Raw genomic sequence first — 16,001 nt, forward strand, 5'->3', positions numbered from 1 at the left:
CACTCCGTGTCTATGGCGGTTTAAAATATTGAATAGTTTAGTCTTAACTGAACCGTATTGATTTATATTCCTCCGAAACCTCCCAATTCCCAATTCCCAATCCCCAATCCCCAATTCCCACACACAGTGCATTCCTTTTGATATCCTGACAAGAGTAAAACACGCTGATTGCTGATATGCTGAGAGCTGGGATTGTCGGACTACCTAACGTAGGAAAATCAACTCTATTCAATGCTTTGGTTGAAAATGCCAAGGCTGAAGCTGCTAATTTCCCTTTTTGCACCAAAGACCCGAATATTGGCATTGTTTCGGTTCCTGACGAACGATTAGAGGTACTATCGAAAATTTCTGGATCGAAACAACTTGTCCCAGCACAGGTTGAATTTGTCGATATTGCTGGTTTAATCAAAGGTGCAAGTAAAGGTGAGGGGATGGGTAATGCTTTCTTGTCCAATATTCGCGAAGTCGATGCGATCGCTCACATGGTACGCTGCTTTGAGAATGATGATATTATTCACGTTGAAGGCTCGGTTGACCCGGTGCGGGATATCGAAATTATCAATTTAGAATTGGCTTTAGCGGATTTGTCCCAGGTTGATAAGCGAATCGAACGCACTAAGAAGCAAGCACGTTCCAGTAAGGAAGCACAAGCTGAATTGGTAGTTTTGGAAAAGGTTGCTGCGGAATTAAACCAAGGTAAAGCTGTACGTCAAATCGATTTAAGCGATGAAGAAAGAGAAATCATTCAATTCTTAGGTTTACTAACAGCGAAACCAATTATCTACGCTGCTAATGTGTCGGAAGATGACCTAGCAACGGGTAATGACTACGTAGAAAAAGTGATAGCGATCGCGGGGCAAGATAAAGCCCAAGTTGTTGTGGTTTCTGCACAGGTAGAATCGGAGTTAATCGAATTACCTGTTGAAGAAAGAGCCGATTTTTTAGCATCTTTAGGTGTAGAGGAAGGTGGTTTAAAATCATTAATTCGTGCTACCTATGTACTTTTGGGTTTGCGAACTTATTTCACCACTGGAGAAAAGGAAACCCGTGCTTGGACAATTCAAGCAGGAATGTCCGCACCTCAAGCAGCAGGTGTTATTCACTCAGATTTTGAGCGTTGTTTTATCCGTGCTGAAACCATTGCTTACAATGATTTGGTCACTTCCGGTTCGATGGGAAGTGCAAAAGGAAAAGGATTAGTTCGCAGCGAAGGCAAAGAATATGTTGTCAAGGAAGGAGATGTAATGTTATTCCTCACTAGTGCTTAATTATTGAATCCACCATTAGAGTGTTCCAACAAATAAATGATTCAAAATCCGTCATTGCGTACTCCTCGATCGGAGAAGCAAGCTACGCTATACGCGTTCCCGCAGGGTAGCAATCACAAAAACTCAGGGATTACGCGATTACTTCACTCCCCTATCGCTGCGTACCCTGCAGGTAGACGCGCAAGCGGCTTCTGTAAGTAGCAAGCTACGTAATGACAATTAGGCATTTTTTTACTTGGAATACTCTAACATCATGTATCTGGTGCTAAATTTACAGTATGACAATGTTTCTTACCGACTCAATTGATATCACTAGGGTTCATTTATCTTCAAGCCTAAATTTGAAGCAGCGTAGTGAATTGGGTCAATTTTTGACTCCTGCTCATCTTGCCCGTTTTATGGCAGGAAAATTTAGTAATTTATCTGGTCACATTCATATTCTAGACCCTGGAGCGGGTGTTGGAGCGTTAACTGCTGCTTTTGTAGAACGTTTATTGACAAATCAGAATCAGGTCGAAAGTTGTTTTATTACAGTATATGAGGTTGAAGCAACCTTTCTACCATCTTTAAAACAATGTCTGACCGAATGTTGTGAAGCTTTGGAGAAATGTGGTATTCAAGCAAATTACTGTTTACATGACAAAAGTTTTATAGAGACATTTACAGAAAAAACTTTACCGCTTTTTACTACTTCCTATACCAATTTTACTCACGCCATTCTGAATCCACCTTATAAGAAGATTAATAGTAAATCAATTGAAAAAAGAATCCTGGCAGAATTGGGAATTGAGACTGTTAATTTATATAGTGCATTTGTTTGGCTGACGATGTTACAGCTTGCTGAAGGTGGAGAAATTGTCGCAATTACACCTAGAAGCTTTTGTAATGGTGTTTATTTTCGTCCTTTTCGTAAAGCTTTTTTGGAAGACTTAAAACTGGGAAAAATTCATATTTTTGAAAGTCGTTCGGCGGCTTTTGCAGAAGATAACGTATTACAAGAAAATATTATTTTTCATGCAATTAAAACCCCAAAAAAACCAGAATATGTAGAGATTACTAGTAATTCAGCGAATGAATTAGATAATGTCTCAGAACTAAGATATGTTCCCTACAGCGAAGTAGTGGAAACCAATGATTCCGAGAGGTTTATTCATATCATTACCAACTCTCTCGAAGATTATTTGAGAGTGCAAATGAATAAATTCTCATCCACTTTAGAAGAACTTGGTTTGCAAGTTTCAACAGGTCCAGTTGTAGATTTTCGCCTCAAATCATCTTTGAGAAATTACTTAAATGAACAAAGCGTTCCCTTGCTTTACCCAGAATCTATCAAAATAGGGAAAGTTTTGTTTCCACCAAATACTCCCCGTAAAGCGATCGCAATTGAACAAAATCAGGAAACCGCAAAATGGTTAGTTCAACCGGGTTGGTATGTCTTAACAAAGCGTTTTTCCGCTAAGGAAGAAAAACGTCGTGTTGTTGCTGCTGTCTGTACTCCTTTAGATGCACCAGCGTTAGGTATAGAAAACCATCTTAACTACTACCATGCCAAAGGTAAGGGGATGAATCCTGAACTGGCAAGAGGTTTAACGGGGTTTCTTAACTCAACTTTTTTTGATACCTACTTTCGTCAGTTTAGTGGACATACTCAAGTCAATGCTACAGATTTACGCAGAGTTAAATACCCCTGCAAAGCAGATTTGATGTTATTGGGATGCTGAGTCCCAAGGGGACACGCTACGCGAACGTGCCTCAGCATGACATTTCGGGGTACTTTTCAAACATCCTCTAAGAGCGATGATACTTTGTACCCACCAAAAGCGATCGCAATACTTGACTCGGTAGGGCAAACGTACTACTATCACCTCAATAATTCTTTTGTACGAGGTAAAATAGTGAAATTCTCCTACGCAATTCTCTATGTCAAAGATGTTTCTCAAGCTGTTGCTTTTTATGAACAGGCATTTGGGCTAAAGCAAAAATTTATTCATGAAAGTGGTCAGTATGCTGAGATGGATACAGATACAACGACTCTTGCTTTTGCCTCAAACGACTTAGCAAAATCGAATCTTCCCCAGGGATTTACTGAAAATAGTCTGTTGAGTCTACCTACTGGTATGGAAGTGGGTTTTGTAACAAATGATGTAGCTGCTGCTTTTCAAGGTGCAGTAGAAGCGGGTGCTAATATTGTTGTAGAACCCAAAGTTAAACCTTGGGGACAAACAGTTGCATATGTTCGTGATTTAGATGGGGTTCTTGTTTCAATTAATAGCCCAATGTGAAGCTGTCTACATCACTTTTTCCCATTCAATGTAATCACAGTAATTTCTGGACGACAATTAAATCGCAAATGCATTCCAGTTACTCCCAAACCTCGATTTGTGTAAACCATCATTGAACCCAGATGATGTAAACCTGCGTAATATTTTCTCCCTAATTCGGGAAGATGTAACGGAGGGAAAAAGGGAATACGAACTTGTCCAGAGTGGGAATGTCCCGATAATTGTAGGTCAAATCGACCTGTTGCGGCGCTAGTATCGGCAAAATCGGGTTCATGGGCAAGTAAAATGGCAGCATTCCCATCATCTGGTAAACTTTGCATTACCAAATCCAAACGGTCTTTACCCACGTAAATATCATCAACCCCAGCAATATATAATTTGGCATCACCTCGCTGTATAGATTGGAAAGTATTGGCGAGATTGAAAACGTTTGTTTGTGCCATTGCATGAGATACAGCATCCGGATTCGACCAATAATCGTGGTTTCCCAAAACTCCAAATTTCCCATCCTGAGCGACAAGTTGCCCCATAGTTGCTGTCAGATTCGGGATAAATCTTTCTTGACGACGGGTAATAAAATCCCCTGTAATTGCGATCGCATCGGGTTTTTGTTGGTTGACTAAACGAAAAATCCGCTTGAGACGAGCTTGAGTCATCCATTTGTTGACATGGATATCACTAATTTGTACAATCTTATATTCATCAAATTCTGTGGCAAGATGCGGTAAGGTTAGTTGTAATGAATTAATTTCAATCCAGTTAGGTTCAATAAAATAGGCATAAATTAATACGCACAAGCTTGATAGAAATAACCCCAGTTTGACGGGTGGATACTTAGATTTACGTGCTTTTTTGAGTTTTTTCATCCAAGATTTTGTGTAATTAATGATGTAATTAATGCTTCTTGAGGTGTTTTTTGGCTCTACTAACCAATAACCATTAACCATTAACTAATAACTATTAACCAATCCTAACTAACCTAACCCGGACTCGCTAGAATAACACTTTGGAGCATTTCGCACCTTTTATGAGTTTACCTATTGTTGCTATTATCGGTCGCCCGAATGTGGGCAAATCGACCTTTGTAAATCGCCTTGCTGGGGTACAAACGGCTATTGTCCATGATGAACCAGGAGTAACACGCGATCGCACTTATTTACCTGCCTATTGGTGCGACAGAGAATTTACTGTTGTCGATACTGGTGGTTTAATATTCAATGACGATACCGAGTTTTTACCAATGATTCGTCAGCAAGCAATGGCTGCACTTGCCGATGCCTCTGCGGCAATCCTGGTTGTTGATGGCAAATATGGCATGACACCATCAGATGAAGAAATTGCCGAATGGTTGCGTGTTCAAAAAGTCCCCGTTATGGTGGCTGTAAATAAATGCGAATCTCCCGATCAAGGTTTAGTTCAAGCTGCCGAATTTTGGTCACTTGGTTTGGGGGAACCCTTTCCCATCTCCGCAATTCATGGAAATGGTACAGGTGAATTACTTGATAAGTTAATTAGTCACTTACCTGCAAACGTAGATGCATCGGATACCGACGAAATCAAAGTTGCGATCATTGGTCGTCCCAATGTGGGAAAATCCAGCCTTTTGAATGCATTTGTCGGTGAAGAACGTGCGATCGTTAGTCCGATTTCTGGGACAACTCGCGATGCAATTGATACCCACATCGAACGTAATGGGCAAAAATATCGCATCATCGATACGGCAGGAATTCGCAGAAAGAAACATATCGAATACGGAACTGAATTTTTCAGCATTAACCGTGCTTTTAAAGCAATTCGTCGTTCTGATGTGGTATTAATGGTCATTGATGCCCTTGATGGTGTAACAGACCAAGACCAAAAATTAGCCGGACGGATTATCGAAGATGGTCGCGCTTGTATTATTGTTGTGAATAAGTGGGATGCAGTTGAGAAAGACTCCCATACAATTTACGAATACGAGAAAGATTTGCAAGAAAGGCTACATTTTACCGAATGGGCTGATGTTATCTTTACCAGCGCTTTAACAGGGCAGCGTGTTGAGAAGATTTTGGAATTAGTGATGACTGCTGCTGAAGAACACAAGCGTCGTGTCAGTACATCGGTGATTAATGAAGTGTTGGAAGAAGCATTGCGCTGGCATTCTCCCCCAGTTAGCCGTAGCGGTAAGCAGGGTAAAATTTACTACGGTACGCAAGTAACAACAGCACCACCGACAATAGCACTATTTGTCAACGAATCCAAGCGTTTTAACGATAATTACCGTCGTTATATTGAGCGTCAATTCCGCCAACAGTTAGGATTTAAAGGTACACCGATACGTTTATTATGGCGTAGTAAGGCAGTTCGCGATCGCGATGTAGATGGTGTCAATGGTAATCGTGCCACCCGCGTTTAGGGACTTCCAGAAAATAAAATATCCCGATTAGATAATTATCAATCGTATCATTCGTAGGGGCTGGATATCCCTGTCCCTGATTATATATTGGGATAACTTATTTCTTGGTGTTCCTTTAGTAGAGACAATCCACCGCATCTTCTCTCTGTCTTTGGCAAAATTCAAATACTAGTGGTTCGCAGCATATGCCACATACAACCATAACAAAACCCGTGTTATTATTCCTCACTAGGGTTTTACACTACTGCATGGTTTGCCCTATGCCTTCGTCCAATCAAAAATACTATGGTATTAGAATCTGCTGTGGGTGAAGCTGTAATTACAGCCAACCTAAAATCATTTCTGTTGGTACTCTCTGTTTCTTTAAGCGTAGCAACACTGCCACAAATCTTTAGCTGGTTTCGTCAAATTCCCTATACCTTACTCCTAGTGATTGTGGGGTTAGGACTAGCGACAGTAGACGTGCGACTTGTCAATCTCTCTCCAGAATTAATTCTTTCAATTTTTTTACCACCTCTACTATTTGAAGCCGCGTGGAATCTGAAATGGACGGAATTGAAGCGGGATTTAGTACCAATTTGTCTTTATGCGGTATTTGGCGTAGTGATTTCCATCGCAGGAGTAGCGTTCGGTTTGCAGCAATTCACTGGACTGTCACTCACCACTGCCCTTTTAATTGGGGCAAGTCTGTCTGCAACCGATCCTGTGTCTGTGACAGCCTTATTTCGGGAATTAGGTGTACCCAAGCGTCTAAGTACCCTGATGGAAGGTGAAAGTCTGTTTAATGATGGAATGGCGGTTGTTGCCTTTGGCTTTTTGGTAGCTTTACCTTTGGGAACAGCCCAATTAGGACTACAATCAATTTTGATTAAACTTTGTTCCGTAGTTGGTATTGGCATTGCCATCGGTGGTTTGATTGGGTTTGGTATCTCCTACCTAACCCAGCGTTTTGATTTGCCACTGGTAGAACAGTCATTGACTTTGGTTTCTGCCTACGGAACTTACATTATTACCGAAGAATTCGGTGGTTCTGGGGTAATTGGAGTTGTCACCACAGGTTTAATTTTAGGCAACTTTGGCTCTCGCATTGGCATGAACCCCCGCACGCGAATCATTGTCAGCGAGTTTTGGGAGTTTTTGGCTTTCTTTGTGAATTCCATTGTCTTTTTACTGATTGGTGACCAGATTCGTTTCAATACCTTGCAAGCAAATTTGGGAACCATTGCCATCACAATCGCAGGGATGATATTAACAAGAGCGATCGCAATTTACCTGTTAAGTTTTTTAAGCAATCGCTCGGTAGACTCCCAAATTCCCTTGGGGGAACAAACAATTCTCTGGTGGGGGGGATTGCGGGGTTCGGTTTCCATTGCACTGGCATTGAGCGTACCAGCAATTCTACCTGGACGGGAAGAAATTATTGCTACTGTATTTGGAGTCGTTTTGTTTACACTCCTAGTCCAAGGTTTGACAGTCAAACCGTTGTTAGAAAAGTTAAAACTTTTGGGCAACCAGCCCCTACGTCAGCAGTATTCGGAAGCTGTAGCTCGCCAGGTGGCATTGAATCGAGTATTGCAACATTTACAAAAAACTGAAAAACTTCCTGGTATTGACCCAGAATTTTACCGTTACCAAGAAACGTTAACTCGCGGAGAAATTAGCCGTCTGCAAGCAGAAATCGAACAATTGCAAGATGATTATCCAGATTTATGTAACTTTATGTCGGAACAACTACGAGGAGAATTACTGGCAATTGAAGCAGATGCCTATGCAGAATTTGTCAAGGCTGGTTGGTTGAATAAGGAACTAGCTCCCTTGCTATACCATACTTCTGATTCGGAAGAATAAGCAGGAGGTTATGAAACAAGTGCGAGATTTTTCAATCTTTTAGCAGGTACAAACAATGCTGAGTGATGTCATAACCGTATTGTGTCACCCACTTCCCGCACTTCATCATGTAATACGCGTACATTTCCAATTTCTTGCTAATCAAGGTTAGATAAAAAACAAAAACAGCCACTAATTAGCAGTATTAATACTTAATTGATGTTCATAATTAGGAATTATTATTGAATAGCTGCATACTATTATGTTGAAGTGCGGAATATGGGGTGTTAAAACAAAGCTAAATTAAGAGTTTTGGAAGCAATGCTTGAGAATATTCGCAATCACTTCAAGGATTTTAAACGCAAAAGGGTTGAACCAACAGAGCTAGAGCGGCTACAAACAGAATTGTTAGATGAATCTACACTGAACCCGACTTACCTAATTTTGACGGTTGGCTCCTGTGCCATTGCTACCTTTGGCTTAATCACTAACAGCGCTGCTGTCATCATCGGAGCTATGGTCATTGCACCTTTGATCCTGCCAATCCGGGGACTCGCCTTCGGCGCACTGACAGGCAATATTCTCCTGTTTCGTAGAGGTCTGCTGTCGATTGTGGTGGGAACCTTACTGGCTATTGGGCTGGCTTACACCCTGGAGTCGCTGGTCGGTATTTCCACTTTCGACACGGAAGTATTATCCCGTTCCAAACCAACTTTGCTGGATTTGGGGATTGCACTAGCAGCTGGCAGCATTAGTGGCTATGCCAAGGCACAACCCAAAATTTCTGGTAGCCTGGTGGGAACTGCGATCGCAGTTGCTCTTATGCCGCCTATTTGTGTTATCGGTCTGGGTCTGGCACAAGCAAACTGGTCACTCACTCAGGGAGCAACTCTACTCTACCTGACTAACCTCTTAGGAATTATCCTTGCCTGTATGCTGATGTTTCTAATCATTGGCTATTCTCCTTTAGAGCGAGCAGGCGCAGCACTGTTCTGGACACTTTTTTTGACAGGTGTTTTGCTGCTCCCCCTGAGTGTGAGCTTTGCCCAATTAGTTCGACAGACAAACTTAGAAAATAGTCTTAAGAATGCACTGCTGACAAAAACTATCACATTTCAGCGATTGGAACTACTCAAAATTGATACTAACTGGTTGATAAAACCACCTCAAGTCCGCTTGATTGTTCGGACAAGAGTACCTGTAACCCCCAAGCAAGTAGATTTGTTAGAAAAGTTTGTATACGAACAAATGGGTCAACCCTTCACTCTCATCTTTGAGATTAGCCAGGTTGAACAGGTGAGACGGGAAACTCCAACTTCCTCTGAGTTGATTCCTACAAACGTTGAACAATAAATATAACTGAGGATCGAGATCGTATGATAGTAGCGCTACCATACCAGTCATTTTTTTGCTTGAGACTTCCGCTTTTAGTAACCTCAGAGAGATTTTAATCTTGCTACTTTTAACTATAGTTAACAATATTTAACTATAGTTAACTATTATTGATGAGTCAGCAATTATCATGAACGCAGAAATATCGGCAGCCTGGGGAAAAGTTCAGTCAATGATTAACGCATTAATTAAGTTGTTTCCCAACATGGTGCTGGCATTATTTGTCTTTGTAATCTTTTTGTTTATTGCCAGCGCAATTAAGAGATTAGTCAAAAGGTTAACCCGTAAACATCGTCAAGCACGGAATCTGGGATTGGTACTGGGACGTTTGGCACAAGGTCTAACAATTCTGTTAGGTTTGTTCATATCGTTGTCGATAATAATTCCCACTTTTCGCGCAGGAGATTTGGTGCAACTTTTGGGAATTAGTGGAGTGGCAATTGGTTTTGCCTTTCGTGATATTTTACAAAACTTTTTAGCAGGCATTTTAATCCTGCTAACAGAACCTTTCCAAATTAATGACCAAATTGTATTTAAAAATTTTGAAGGAACAGTTGAAAATATTCAGACACGCGCTACTATAATAAAAACCTACGACGGTCGGCGGATTGTAATTCCCAACGCCGAGTTGTTCACTAATTCTGTGACTGTCAACACTGCCTTTGAGAATCGCCGACTAGAGTATGATGTTGGTATTGGTTACGGCGACGACATTGACTGGGCGAAGCAGTTAATGTTGGAAGCATTACATAGCGTAGATGAAGTATTGAAAGACCCCGCTCCTGATGTGTTGCTGATGGAACTAGCTGGAAGTAGCGTAAATATCCGCGTGCGCTGGTGGATTAATCCACTACGACGGGCAGATGCTCTTGACTCGCGCAGTCAAGTACTAACTGCAATCAAGAAAAAGCTCCTCGAAAACGGCATCGACTTACCCTTCCCAACTACACAAATTCTGTTCCATGACCAAACTGAAGAGACGGATGGGGATCGTTCGCGTCAGCGAGAAGGTTGGCCCGCAGTTAAAGGTGAAGTATCAAAGCCACGCCGGATCAGTGATTCTACTAAAAATGCTTAAAATCTGGACTTTTTATTTTAATCTTAAGCCTCTCTCCGTATCGCGGGGAGAGGTATGGAGAGGGGTTCTATGTTAGTCAATTATTAAAGCATTTGCAGTATCGCTGAGGTTGTCGGCACAAATACGATCCCAGAAGGGTGATAACTTAGGGTGAGCAAGATTATGGCTAAGTTTCGGCAGACAAATACTCCAAAATTTACTTGGGTGAATCGGTTTCGGAATTGGCTGACGTTTAACCTGGGTATTTCTCAAGCCCGGAAGGAAGAAATTTACCGCGACTTACTTGCCTCTGTAACCCTACAAGATGTCAGCTATTGGCTACAGGTAATATTTGCAGCAGGAATAGCGACTTTGGGGTTAGTTCTAAATAGCCCAGCAGTAATTATCGGAGCGATGTTAATTTCTCCCTTGATGGGGACTATCCTTGCCACTGGGTTAGGATTTGCTGCGGGAGACTTGATTTTAGCGATGCGGGCAATACTGAATCTCACTTTAAGTTGTATAGTGGCGATTCTTTTTGCTTTTATCCTAGTGGGAATTTTACCTTTTAAGGAACTAACTTCTGAAATTTCTGTCCGGACTAACCCAAATGTCCTAGATTTAGTAATTGCATTATTTTCTGGCGCTTTGGGTTCAATTGCCACCTGTAAAGAACCGAAAGGGGTTGTCACCTCCATTCCAGGAGTATCGATTGCAGTTGCATTAATGCCGCCTTTATGTGTAGTTGGATATGGCATTGGTATAGCAACTAGCTTGAATTTCACAAATGGGTTAGAGATTGCCCGTGGTGGGGGGTTACTATTTTTAACCAACCTAATAGCTATTACTCTCATGGCAATGATAGTCTTTTTGTTACTACGTATTGATACGCCTGTAGTGCGGGAACAGGTGCGAGAGTGGCATCAACAAAACCCTGAAAGCAGTTGGTTTCAATCATTTATCGACCATTCTTTAATTTCCGATCGCTTAAAAGTGATTGGTAGTCTTCCCAGTCGCTTTATCCTAATTTTATTTCCAGTATTGGTTCTCCTCATCCCATTAAATGAATCTTTAATTCAACTGCGGCAAGAAATTACCCAAAAGCAACAAAAGAACCAGATTATTAAAGTTGGAACAGAAATTTGGCAGCAGAAATTTGCTGTTTTTACAGATGGTCAGCGTCGTTCCGACATCAGCAAGATTTTTGCTCAAGAGCAAAGTGGCAAGCTTTTGATGCAAATTAGAGTGTTTACGAGTAAGTTATATACTAGCGAAGAGAAAAATGAATTTGTTCAATTAGTCGCATCTCGTTTAAAGAAAAATCCTGATGCAGTCCAATTACAATTAATTGAAATTCCCACAGCTTCTAAAGACCTGATTGCTCAATTAGCGGCAATAGAGAAAAAAGAATTGGCAGTTGATAAAAAACCACAGCCAACGATCGCAGAATATCAAACTGCTTTTTTACAAAGTACGGAGACTGCTTTGCAGAATTTCCAACTTCCCCCACCAGCAGAGTTATTAGGCTATGAGATGGTAATCACAAATAGCGTAACAGAACCACTAAGTTTGAATATGGTTTATCTGAGCAAACGGGAAATGAGTACGGATGCAAAGAATCTCTTGGTAGGTGATATTAGAAACAGACTCGTTTTCCCAAATGCAAATGTGAGATTTCAAAGAATACCTATTAACCAAGGAACCATTACATTAGCACCTGATAAAGCAGAACTTTCATCTGCTAGTACCCAGTCACTCACTCGGATTGGGAGAACTCTAGAATTACAACCAAATTTACAAATAGAACTTATTGCCGATCTGTCAAACAAAGAGCTTAATAGTATCACTCAAAAAAGAACTGATGCTATTAAAAAGTACCTGAATTCTAAATGGAAAATTGCAGCTAATCAAATTCAGATATCTCAAGGTAAAGTAGAATCTAACAATAGTATTGGACTGAAAATGAAAGTAATAAAATCTTAATCTAATATTTATCGAAGAAAGACAGAGGGCAGGAGGCAAAAGTCAGAAGTCAGAAAATATACTGTTTACCCGATGCCAAAATGGTTTAAGAGTAACTAAATTTATTACGATCGCTCCTGTCCTAATTTACCAGATTTAAATGCAATTAAGTTATTCCTGATACCCGTTAGCTGATTCTTCAGATAGTCGCAACAAAGCCTTCTCCACCTGGGGAGAAAGTCCTAAATTTCCAGAACGCAAATGTAGGTCGTGTTGAGGAAAGGGGATTTCTATCTGGCGCTTACGTAAAATTTCGTAGATAGAAAAGTATAAATCGCTCTTAGTTACAAACTGTTTGTGGGGTTCTGCTGTCCACACCAGTAATTCAAAATTGAGAGCGCTATCCCCAAAACCTTTAAAAAATACTTGAGCAGGAGGTGCATTTAAAACATTAGGGTGGTCTTTCGTTGCATCTAGCAACGCTTTTTTGACTAAATTAGGTTCCGCGTTATAAGCCACACCAACAGGTAAATGCAGACGAGAAATGGGGTTATGGTGGCTCCAATTTATGACTTCGCTTTCCAAAAGACGCGAATTGGGCACAATGATGGAAATATGGTCGAGGGTTCTGATTTCAGTACTGCGGGCACTTATACGCTCTACTGTACCATGTAAATCTCCCACCTCAATAAAATCACCTATCTGAATCGGACGTTCCAAGATTAAAATCAAACCACTGCCGAAATTCTTCGCAATATCCTGGAAACCAAAGCCAATTCCAATACCCAAGGCACTAGCTAAAATTGTCAAAGAACTGAGGTCAAGTCCCCAAATTTGCAGTAAGACTATGCTACCAACTACAATCAAGCTATATTTCGTCAAAATAGCGATCGCTTCTTGAACTCCGCGATTAATACCTGCAATACTTAAAACACGAGAGCGTAGAATATTAGTAATGGTTCCAGCAAAAATAAATAAGGCAAATAATAAACCCACCAAAATTAGCAGGTTGATTAAAGAGTAAGAATTATTACCTATGGTAATAAATTTAGATGTGAAGCTAGAAGTTAAAATATAGGAAATTTGGTAGCTCCACTGGCGAGTGTAGGGAAATAAATTAGTAATATAAATAATCGCACTTGCCCAAATTACAGCACGAGCAAAGAAGAGTATAGATTTAAATAGCAATGTTAATCCTGCGGGTAAATCAGCATTTATAGCTTGTGCATTTGCATTATTTAACTTTTTTTGTACAATTTGTGAAATACGTGTCCTGAGCAACCCTAGAACCCAAGAAACAGCAAATGCCCCCAGTAGTATACTTGCAGTCAATATAGAGGTATTGCGAATATATTGCGAGCTTCGCTCCGATTGAGATTGTTGTAATACTTCCTGAATTTGTTTAACCCAAAGAGTGGCTTGTTCATCAGGTTTACTACCTGGTAAAGTATCCTTCTGGGTAACAGTTAGTAGGTAGCGATCGCCTAATAAAATTGTCGGTAATTGGTTACGTTCTTCAATTTTTACTTGAATGGGTGTGTCTGATTTTATCGCCTCTTTTAGCTGTAAATTAATTAAATTAGCTCGTTCTTCAGCACTAAATTGACCCGACTCGCTCACTTGAAAAATCTGGTATCCATCTACAACTACGGAAGCTTTTCCCCCAGTTTGTGCCATTCCTGGACTCAACCACAAACCAAGCACCAACAGAATTACCACTACCATCATGCCTAAGCAGGAGGAGAAAAAGGAAAAACGTGGAGAATGACGCATCATACGTATACCCAAACAAATTTTTATCTGAATTCCTAATTATACTAACGCTCTTAATGTTAGTATTGTGGAGAATATAAGTAAGTTGATATGCTTTTTACTAAGGTTGGGTTTCTGTTGTCTGTTGTGCTTCCATTGCTTGGAGATGGTGGGAACTCACCCAAAATAACCTACCCCCAAAGGTTGCGATCGCAGATACTTGACTTCTTGATTTGGTGATGGAGATAAAGCTAATGGTTCAGGTTTTTCAGGTTCCCTATCCACAACGATTTCTGATGTTGATGGGCTGAAAGTATCAAATATAACCTGTTACCCTAGCCAATTTGTAATTAATTGAGGACAATTTTTTTAATTACAGGTAACTTGTTATGTTTGAAAAAGTTTTAATCTGCACAGATTTTTCTGACGGTTTGCATCGTTTTGGGCATTTTGTTTCTAGTTTAGCGGTTGCAGGCATTAAGCAAATTGTGTTTTTGCATACTGTTCCCCTATGGGAAAAAGGGATTATTCCACAAGTCGATACTGAGAAAGTAGAACAAGCTCAAACCCTCTTAGCAGAGGTAGTTAACGAAAATTCGACAGATGTCACAGTCAAAATAGAAGTGCAATCAGGTAAGCCAGTCGAAACTATTCTCAAAATTGCCCAAAACTACGAATCTGAACTAATTGTACTGGGTTCTCAAGGTCATTCCCGACTCTCCGATAAGCTGCTGGGTAGTACAATGGCTGAACTGTGTAAGCGATCGCCTATTCCTTTGCTGCTGCTGCGTCCACAGTTAATCTCCGCTTATACTGCTGAGGAATTAACTCTGCGCTGTCAGCATCTATTTCGTTCTTTGCTACTCCCCTATGATGGTAGTGAAGTTGCTAGTTATCTGGTGCAAAAAGTAAAGCACCAGGCTGAAAAACAGTCTGGTAGATATTTACAGCAATGCGTCCTTTGCTGGATTGTGAAGGATTTGAAGGATTCGCAAGCTAGAGAAACCTTATCTCAGGTTAAAGCTGATTTAGAAACTGCAAATTTACAAGTTGAAATAAACATCCGTCAAGGACAGCCAGTTGTTGAGTTATTAGAGGCAGCCAAAATGATTGACATTAGCGCGATCGCAGTGTCTTCAGGAACCCTTGGTACTTTCCGGGAGTGGCTTGTTTCCAGTGTTGCTGGTGAGATATTAAGCAGTAGCTGGCATCCCGTCTTATTTTTTCCAGCCCAACGTTAGTATCCGAGTGTCCGATGAGAATAATAATGCTCACAAGAACCAAAAAAGCACCAAGGTATGCAACTTTCTCCCAACTGTAGGCAATCAGAGGGTCTTTTAGAGGTATCTGTGTTGCTTGGCTTTCTTTACTTTTAATAGATTCTGGTTCTTGTAATATCAGGATATTCAAAATTAATTAGAAATGGGTTGCGATCGCAACCCATTTCAGGAACTTTTGGTGGATTCTGGGAATAGCTTTTTTCTAATGTTGCTGGCGAGATATTAAATGGTAGCTGGTATACTATGTTATCTTTCTACTCCAACGTTAGGAAGCCTCTAGCATCTCTAAGGCAGATACCCTTAAATACTCGACGGTTGCATGGGTTCCAAGGTTGGCATACAGGAGACTTCAGATACTTGAATCTGTTGAGAATTACTAAGGGAAGGTACTTCACTCAGTATACTCATGCTTCTGCCTTGGATGTGGATATAGTGTTCGTCCTCTGCTGTTTTAATCTTTAACATGATACCTTCAGGAGTATGGAAGATTTCCGGGGGTAAAGTCCAACTTCCAATTTGAAAATCCCGATGTGATTTTTCCATCTGTCCTGGACCGCAACTGAAGGTGGCAATAACTGTCTCTGCTCCCTGATTATCCAGATAGATTTTTAGTCCTGTGTCTAACTCGCCTGTATAAGCCATAGGTAACGGACTCCTTATAAAAGAAACTTGTTATATATTTTTATTGTGATCTAAAATTCATCATCCCTTTAAACTTCTATCTTTTCGATAATTGATGATATTACTACTAATTGTTTTGACATATTCATCCCCCAATTCCTGAGT

At 40.6% G+C, this 16,001-nt stretch carries 12 protein-coding genes; 9 read left to right on the plus strand and 3 right to left on the minus strand.

What is annotated here, in order from left to right; genetic code table 11:
* The first annotated feature begins 176 nt into the window (after positions 1-176).
* The 3 genes from ychF to CK510_RS12430 all read left to right on the plus strand — a co-directional run bounded on the left by ychF (position 177) and on the right by CK510_RS12430 (position 3,550).
* Entirely contained in the window at positions 177-1,268 is a 1,092-nt protein-coding gene (gene ychF, locus CK510_RS12420; RefSeq protein ID WP_095722006.1) for a redox-regulated ATPase YchF, read from the plus strand.
* A 278-nt stretch (positions 1,269-1,546) separates the two neighbouring features.
* A complete protein-coding gene (locus CK510_RS12425; protein WP_245912109.1) occupies positions 1,547-2,989 on the plus strand; it encodes an Eco57I restriction-modification methylase domain-containing protein in 1,443 nt (480 codons plus the stop codon).
* A gap of 36 nt (positions 2,990-3,025) precedes the next feature.
* Positions 3,026-3,550, plus strand: a complete 525-nt coding sequence (locus CK510_RS12430) for a VOC family protein (protein WP_211293180.1) — start codon at positions 3,026-3,028, stop codon at positions 3,548-3,550.
* Positions 3,551-3,561: 11 nt separating this feature from the next.
* Here the strand turns inward: CK510_RS12430 and CK510_RS12435 are convergent, their stop codons facing one another.
* Positions 3,562-4,497 (minus strand): metallophosphoesterase, encoded by a 936-nt coding sequence (locus tag CK510_RS12435; RefSeq protein WP_245912110.1) that lies wholly within the window; start codon positions 4,495-4,497, stop codon positions 3,562-3,564.
* Between the two features lie 80 nt (positions 4,498-4,577).
* On the opposite strand from CK510_RS12435, the gene der reads away from it, so the two are divergent.
* From der to CK510_RS12460, 5 genes are all read left to right on the plus strand, one after another.
* Complete coding sequence (gene der / locus CK510_RS12440) at positions 4,578-5,945, plus strand: ribosome biogenesis GTPase Der (RefSeq protein ID WP_095722008.1); 1,368 nt, start codon at positions 4,578-4,580, stop codon at positions 5,943-5,945.
* A 285-nt stretch (positions 5,946-6,230) separates the two neighbouring features.
* Positions 6,231-7,793, plus strand: a complete 1,563-nt coding sequence (locus tag CK510_RS12445) for a Na+/H+ antiporter (protein ID WP_095722009.1) — start codon at positions 6,231-6,233, stop codon at positions 7,791-7,793.
* Between the two features lie 300 nt (positions 7,794-8,093).
* The gene (locus CK510_RS12450) at positions 8,094-9,125 is read left to right on the plus strand and encodes a DUF389 domain-containing protein (RefSeq protein WP_095722010.1); all 1,032 of its coding nucleotides are present in this window, start codon (positions 8,094-8,096) and stop codon (positions 9,123-9,125) included.
* A 169-nt stretch (positions 9,126-9,294) separates the two neighbouring features.
* Positions 9,295-10,242 (plus strand): mechanosensitive ion channel family protein, encoded by a 948-nt coding sequence (locus CK510_RS12455; protein ID WP_095722011.1) that lies wholly within the window; start codon positions 9,295-9,297, stop codon positions 10,240-10,242.
* 162 nt (positions 10,243-10,404) lie between these two features.
* Positions 10,405-12,204 (plus strand): TIGR00271 membrane domain-containing protein, encoded by a 1,800-nt coding sequence (locus tag CK510_RS12460; RefSeq protein ID WP_095722012.1) that lies wholly within the window; start codon positions 10,405-10,407, stop codon positions 12,202-12,204.
* Positions 12,205-12,354: 150 nt separating this feature from the next.
* Here CK510_RS12460 and CK510_RS12465 read toward each other — a convergent pair whose 3' ends face one another.
* The gene (locus CK510_RS12465; protein WP_245912115.1) at positions 12,355-13,959 is read right to left on the minus strand and encodes a mechanosensitive ion channel family protein; all 1,605 of its coding nucleotides are present in this window, start codon (positions 13,957-13,959) and stop codon (positions 12,355-12,357) included.
* 365 nt (positions 13,960-14,324) lie between these two features.
* On the opposite strand from CK510_RS12465, the gene CK510_RS12470 reads away from it, so the two are divergent.
* Positions 14,325-15,176, plus strand: coding sequence for a universal stress protein (locus CK510_RS12470; RefSeq protein ID WP_095722013.1), 852 nt, complete (start codon positions 14,325-14,327; stop codon positions 15,174-15,176).
* 339 nt (positions 15,177-15,515) lie between these two features.
* On the opposite strand, the gene CK510_RS12475 is transcribed toward CK510_RS12470, so the two are convergent.
* Positions 15,516-15,857, minus strand: coding sequence for a hypothetical protein (locus CK510_RS12475; protein ID WP_095722014.1), 342 nt, complete (start codon positions 15,855-15,857; stop codon positions 15,516-15,518).
* Positions 15,858-16,001: the final 144 nt, after the last annotated feature.

Source organism: Brunnivagina elsteri CCALA 953, from assembly GCF_002289455.1.
In the GTDB taxonomy this organism is placed as follows: Bacteria; Cyanobacteriota; Cyanobacteriia; order Cyanobacteriales; family Nostocaceae; genus Brunnivagina; species Brunnivagina elsteri.

Coding starts and splice junctions, on each gene's coding strand:
- ychF (WP_095722006.1), top strand. CDS start 177: ATGCTGAGAGCTGGGATTGTCGGACTACCTAACGTAGGAAAATCAACT.
- CK510_RS12425 (WP_245912109.1), top strand. CDS start 1,547: ATGACAATGTTTCTTACCGACTCAATTGATATCACTAGGGTTCATTTA.
- CK510_RS12430 (WP_211293180.1), top strand. CDS start 3,026: ATGACATTTCGGGGTACTTTTCAAACATCCTCTAAGAGCGATGATACT.
- CK510_RS12435 (WP_245912110.1), bottom strand. CDS start 4,497: ATGGTTAATGGTTATTGGTTAGTAGAGCCAAAAAACACCTCAAGAAGC.
- der (WP_095722008.1), top strand. CDS start 4,578: ATGAGTTTACCTATTGTTGCTATTATCGGTCGCCCGAATGTGGGCAAA.
- CK510_RS12445 (WP_095722009.1), top strand. CDS start 6,231: ATGGTATTAGAATCTGCTGTGGGTGAAGCTGTAATTACAGCCAACCTA.
- CK510_RS12450 (WP_095722010.1), top strand. CDS start 8,094: ATGCTTGAGAATATTCGCAATCACTTCAAGGATTTTAAACGCAAAAGG.
- CK510_RS12455 (WP_095722011.1), top strand. CDS start 9,295: ATGAACGCAGAAATATCGGCAGCCTGGGGAAAAGTTCAGTCAATGATT.
- CK510_RS12460 (WP_095722012.1), top strand. CDS start 10,405: ATGGCTAAGTTTCGGCAGACAAATACTCCAAAATTTACTTGGGTGAAT.
- CK510_RS12465 (WP_245912115.1), bottom strand. CDS start 13,959: ATGATGCGTCATTCTCCACGTTTTTCCTTTTTCTCCTCCTGCTTAGGC.
- CK510_RS12470 (WP_095722013.1), top strand. CDS start 14,325: ATGTTTGAAAAAGTTTTAATCTGCACAGATTTTTCTGACGGTTTGCAT.
- CK510_RS12475 (WP_095722014.1), bottom strand. CDS start 15,857: ATGGCTTATACAGGCGAGTTAGACACAGGACTAAAAATCTATCTGGAT.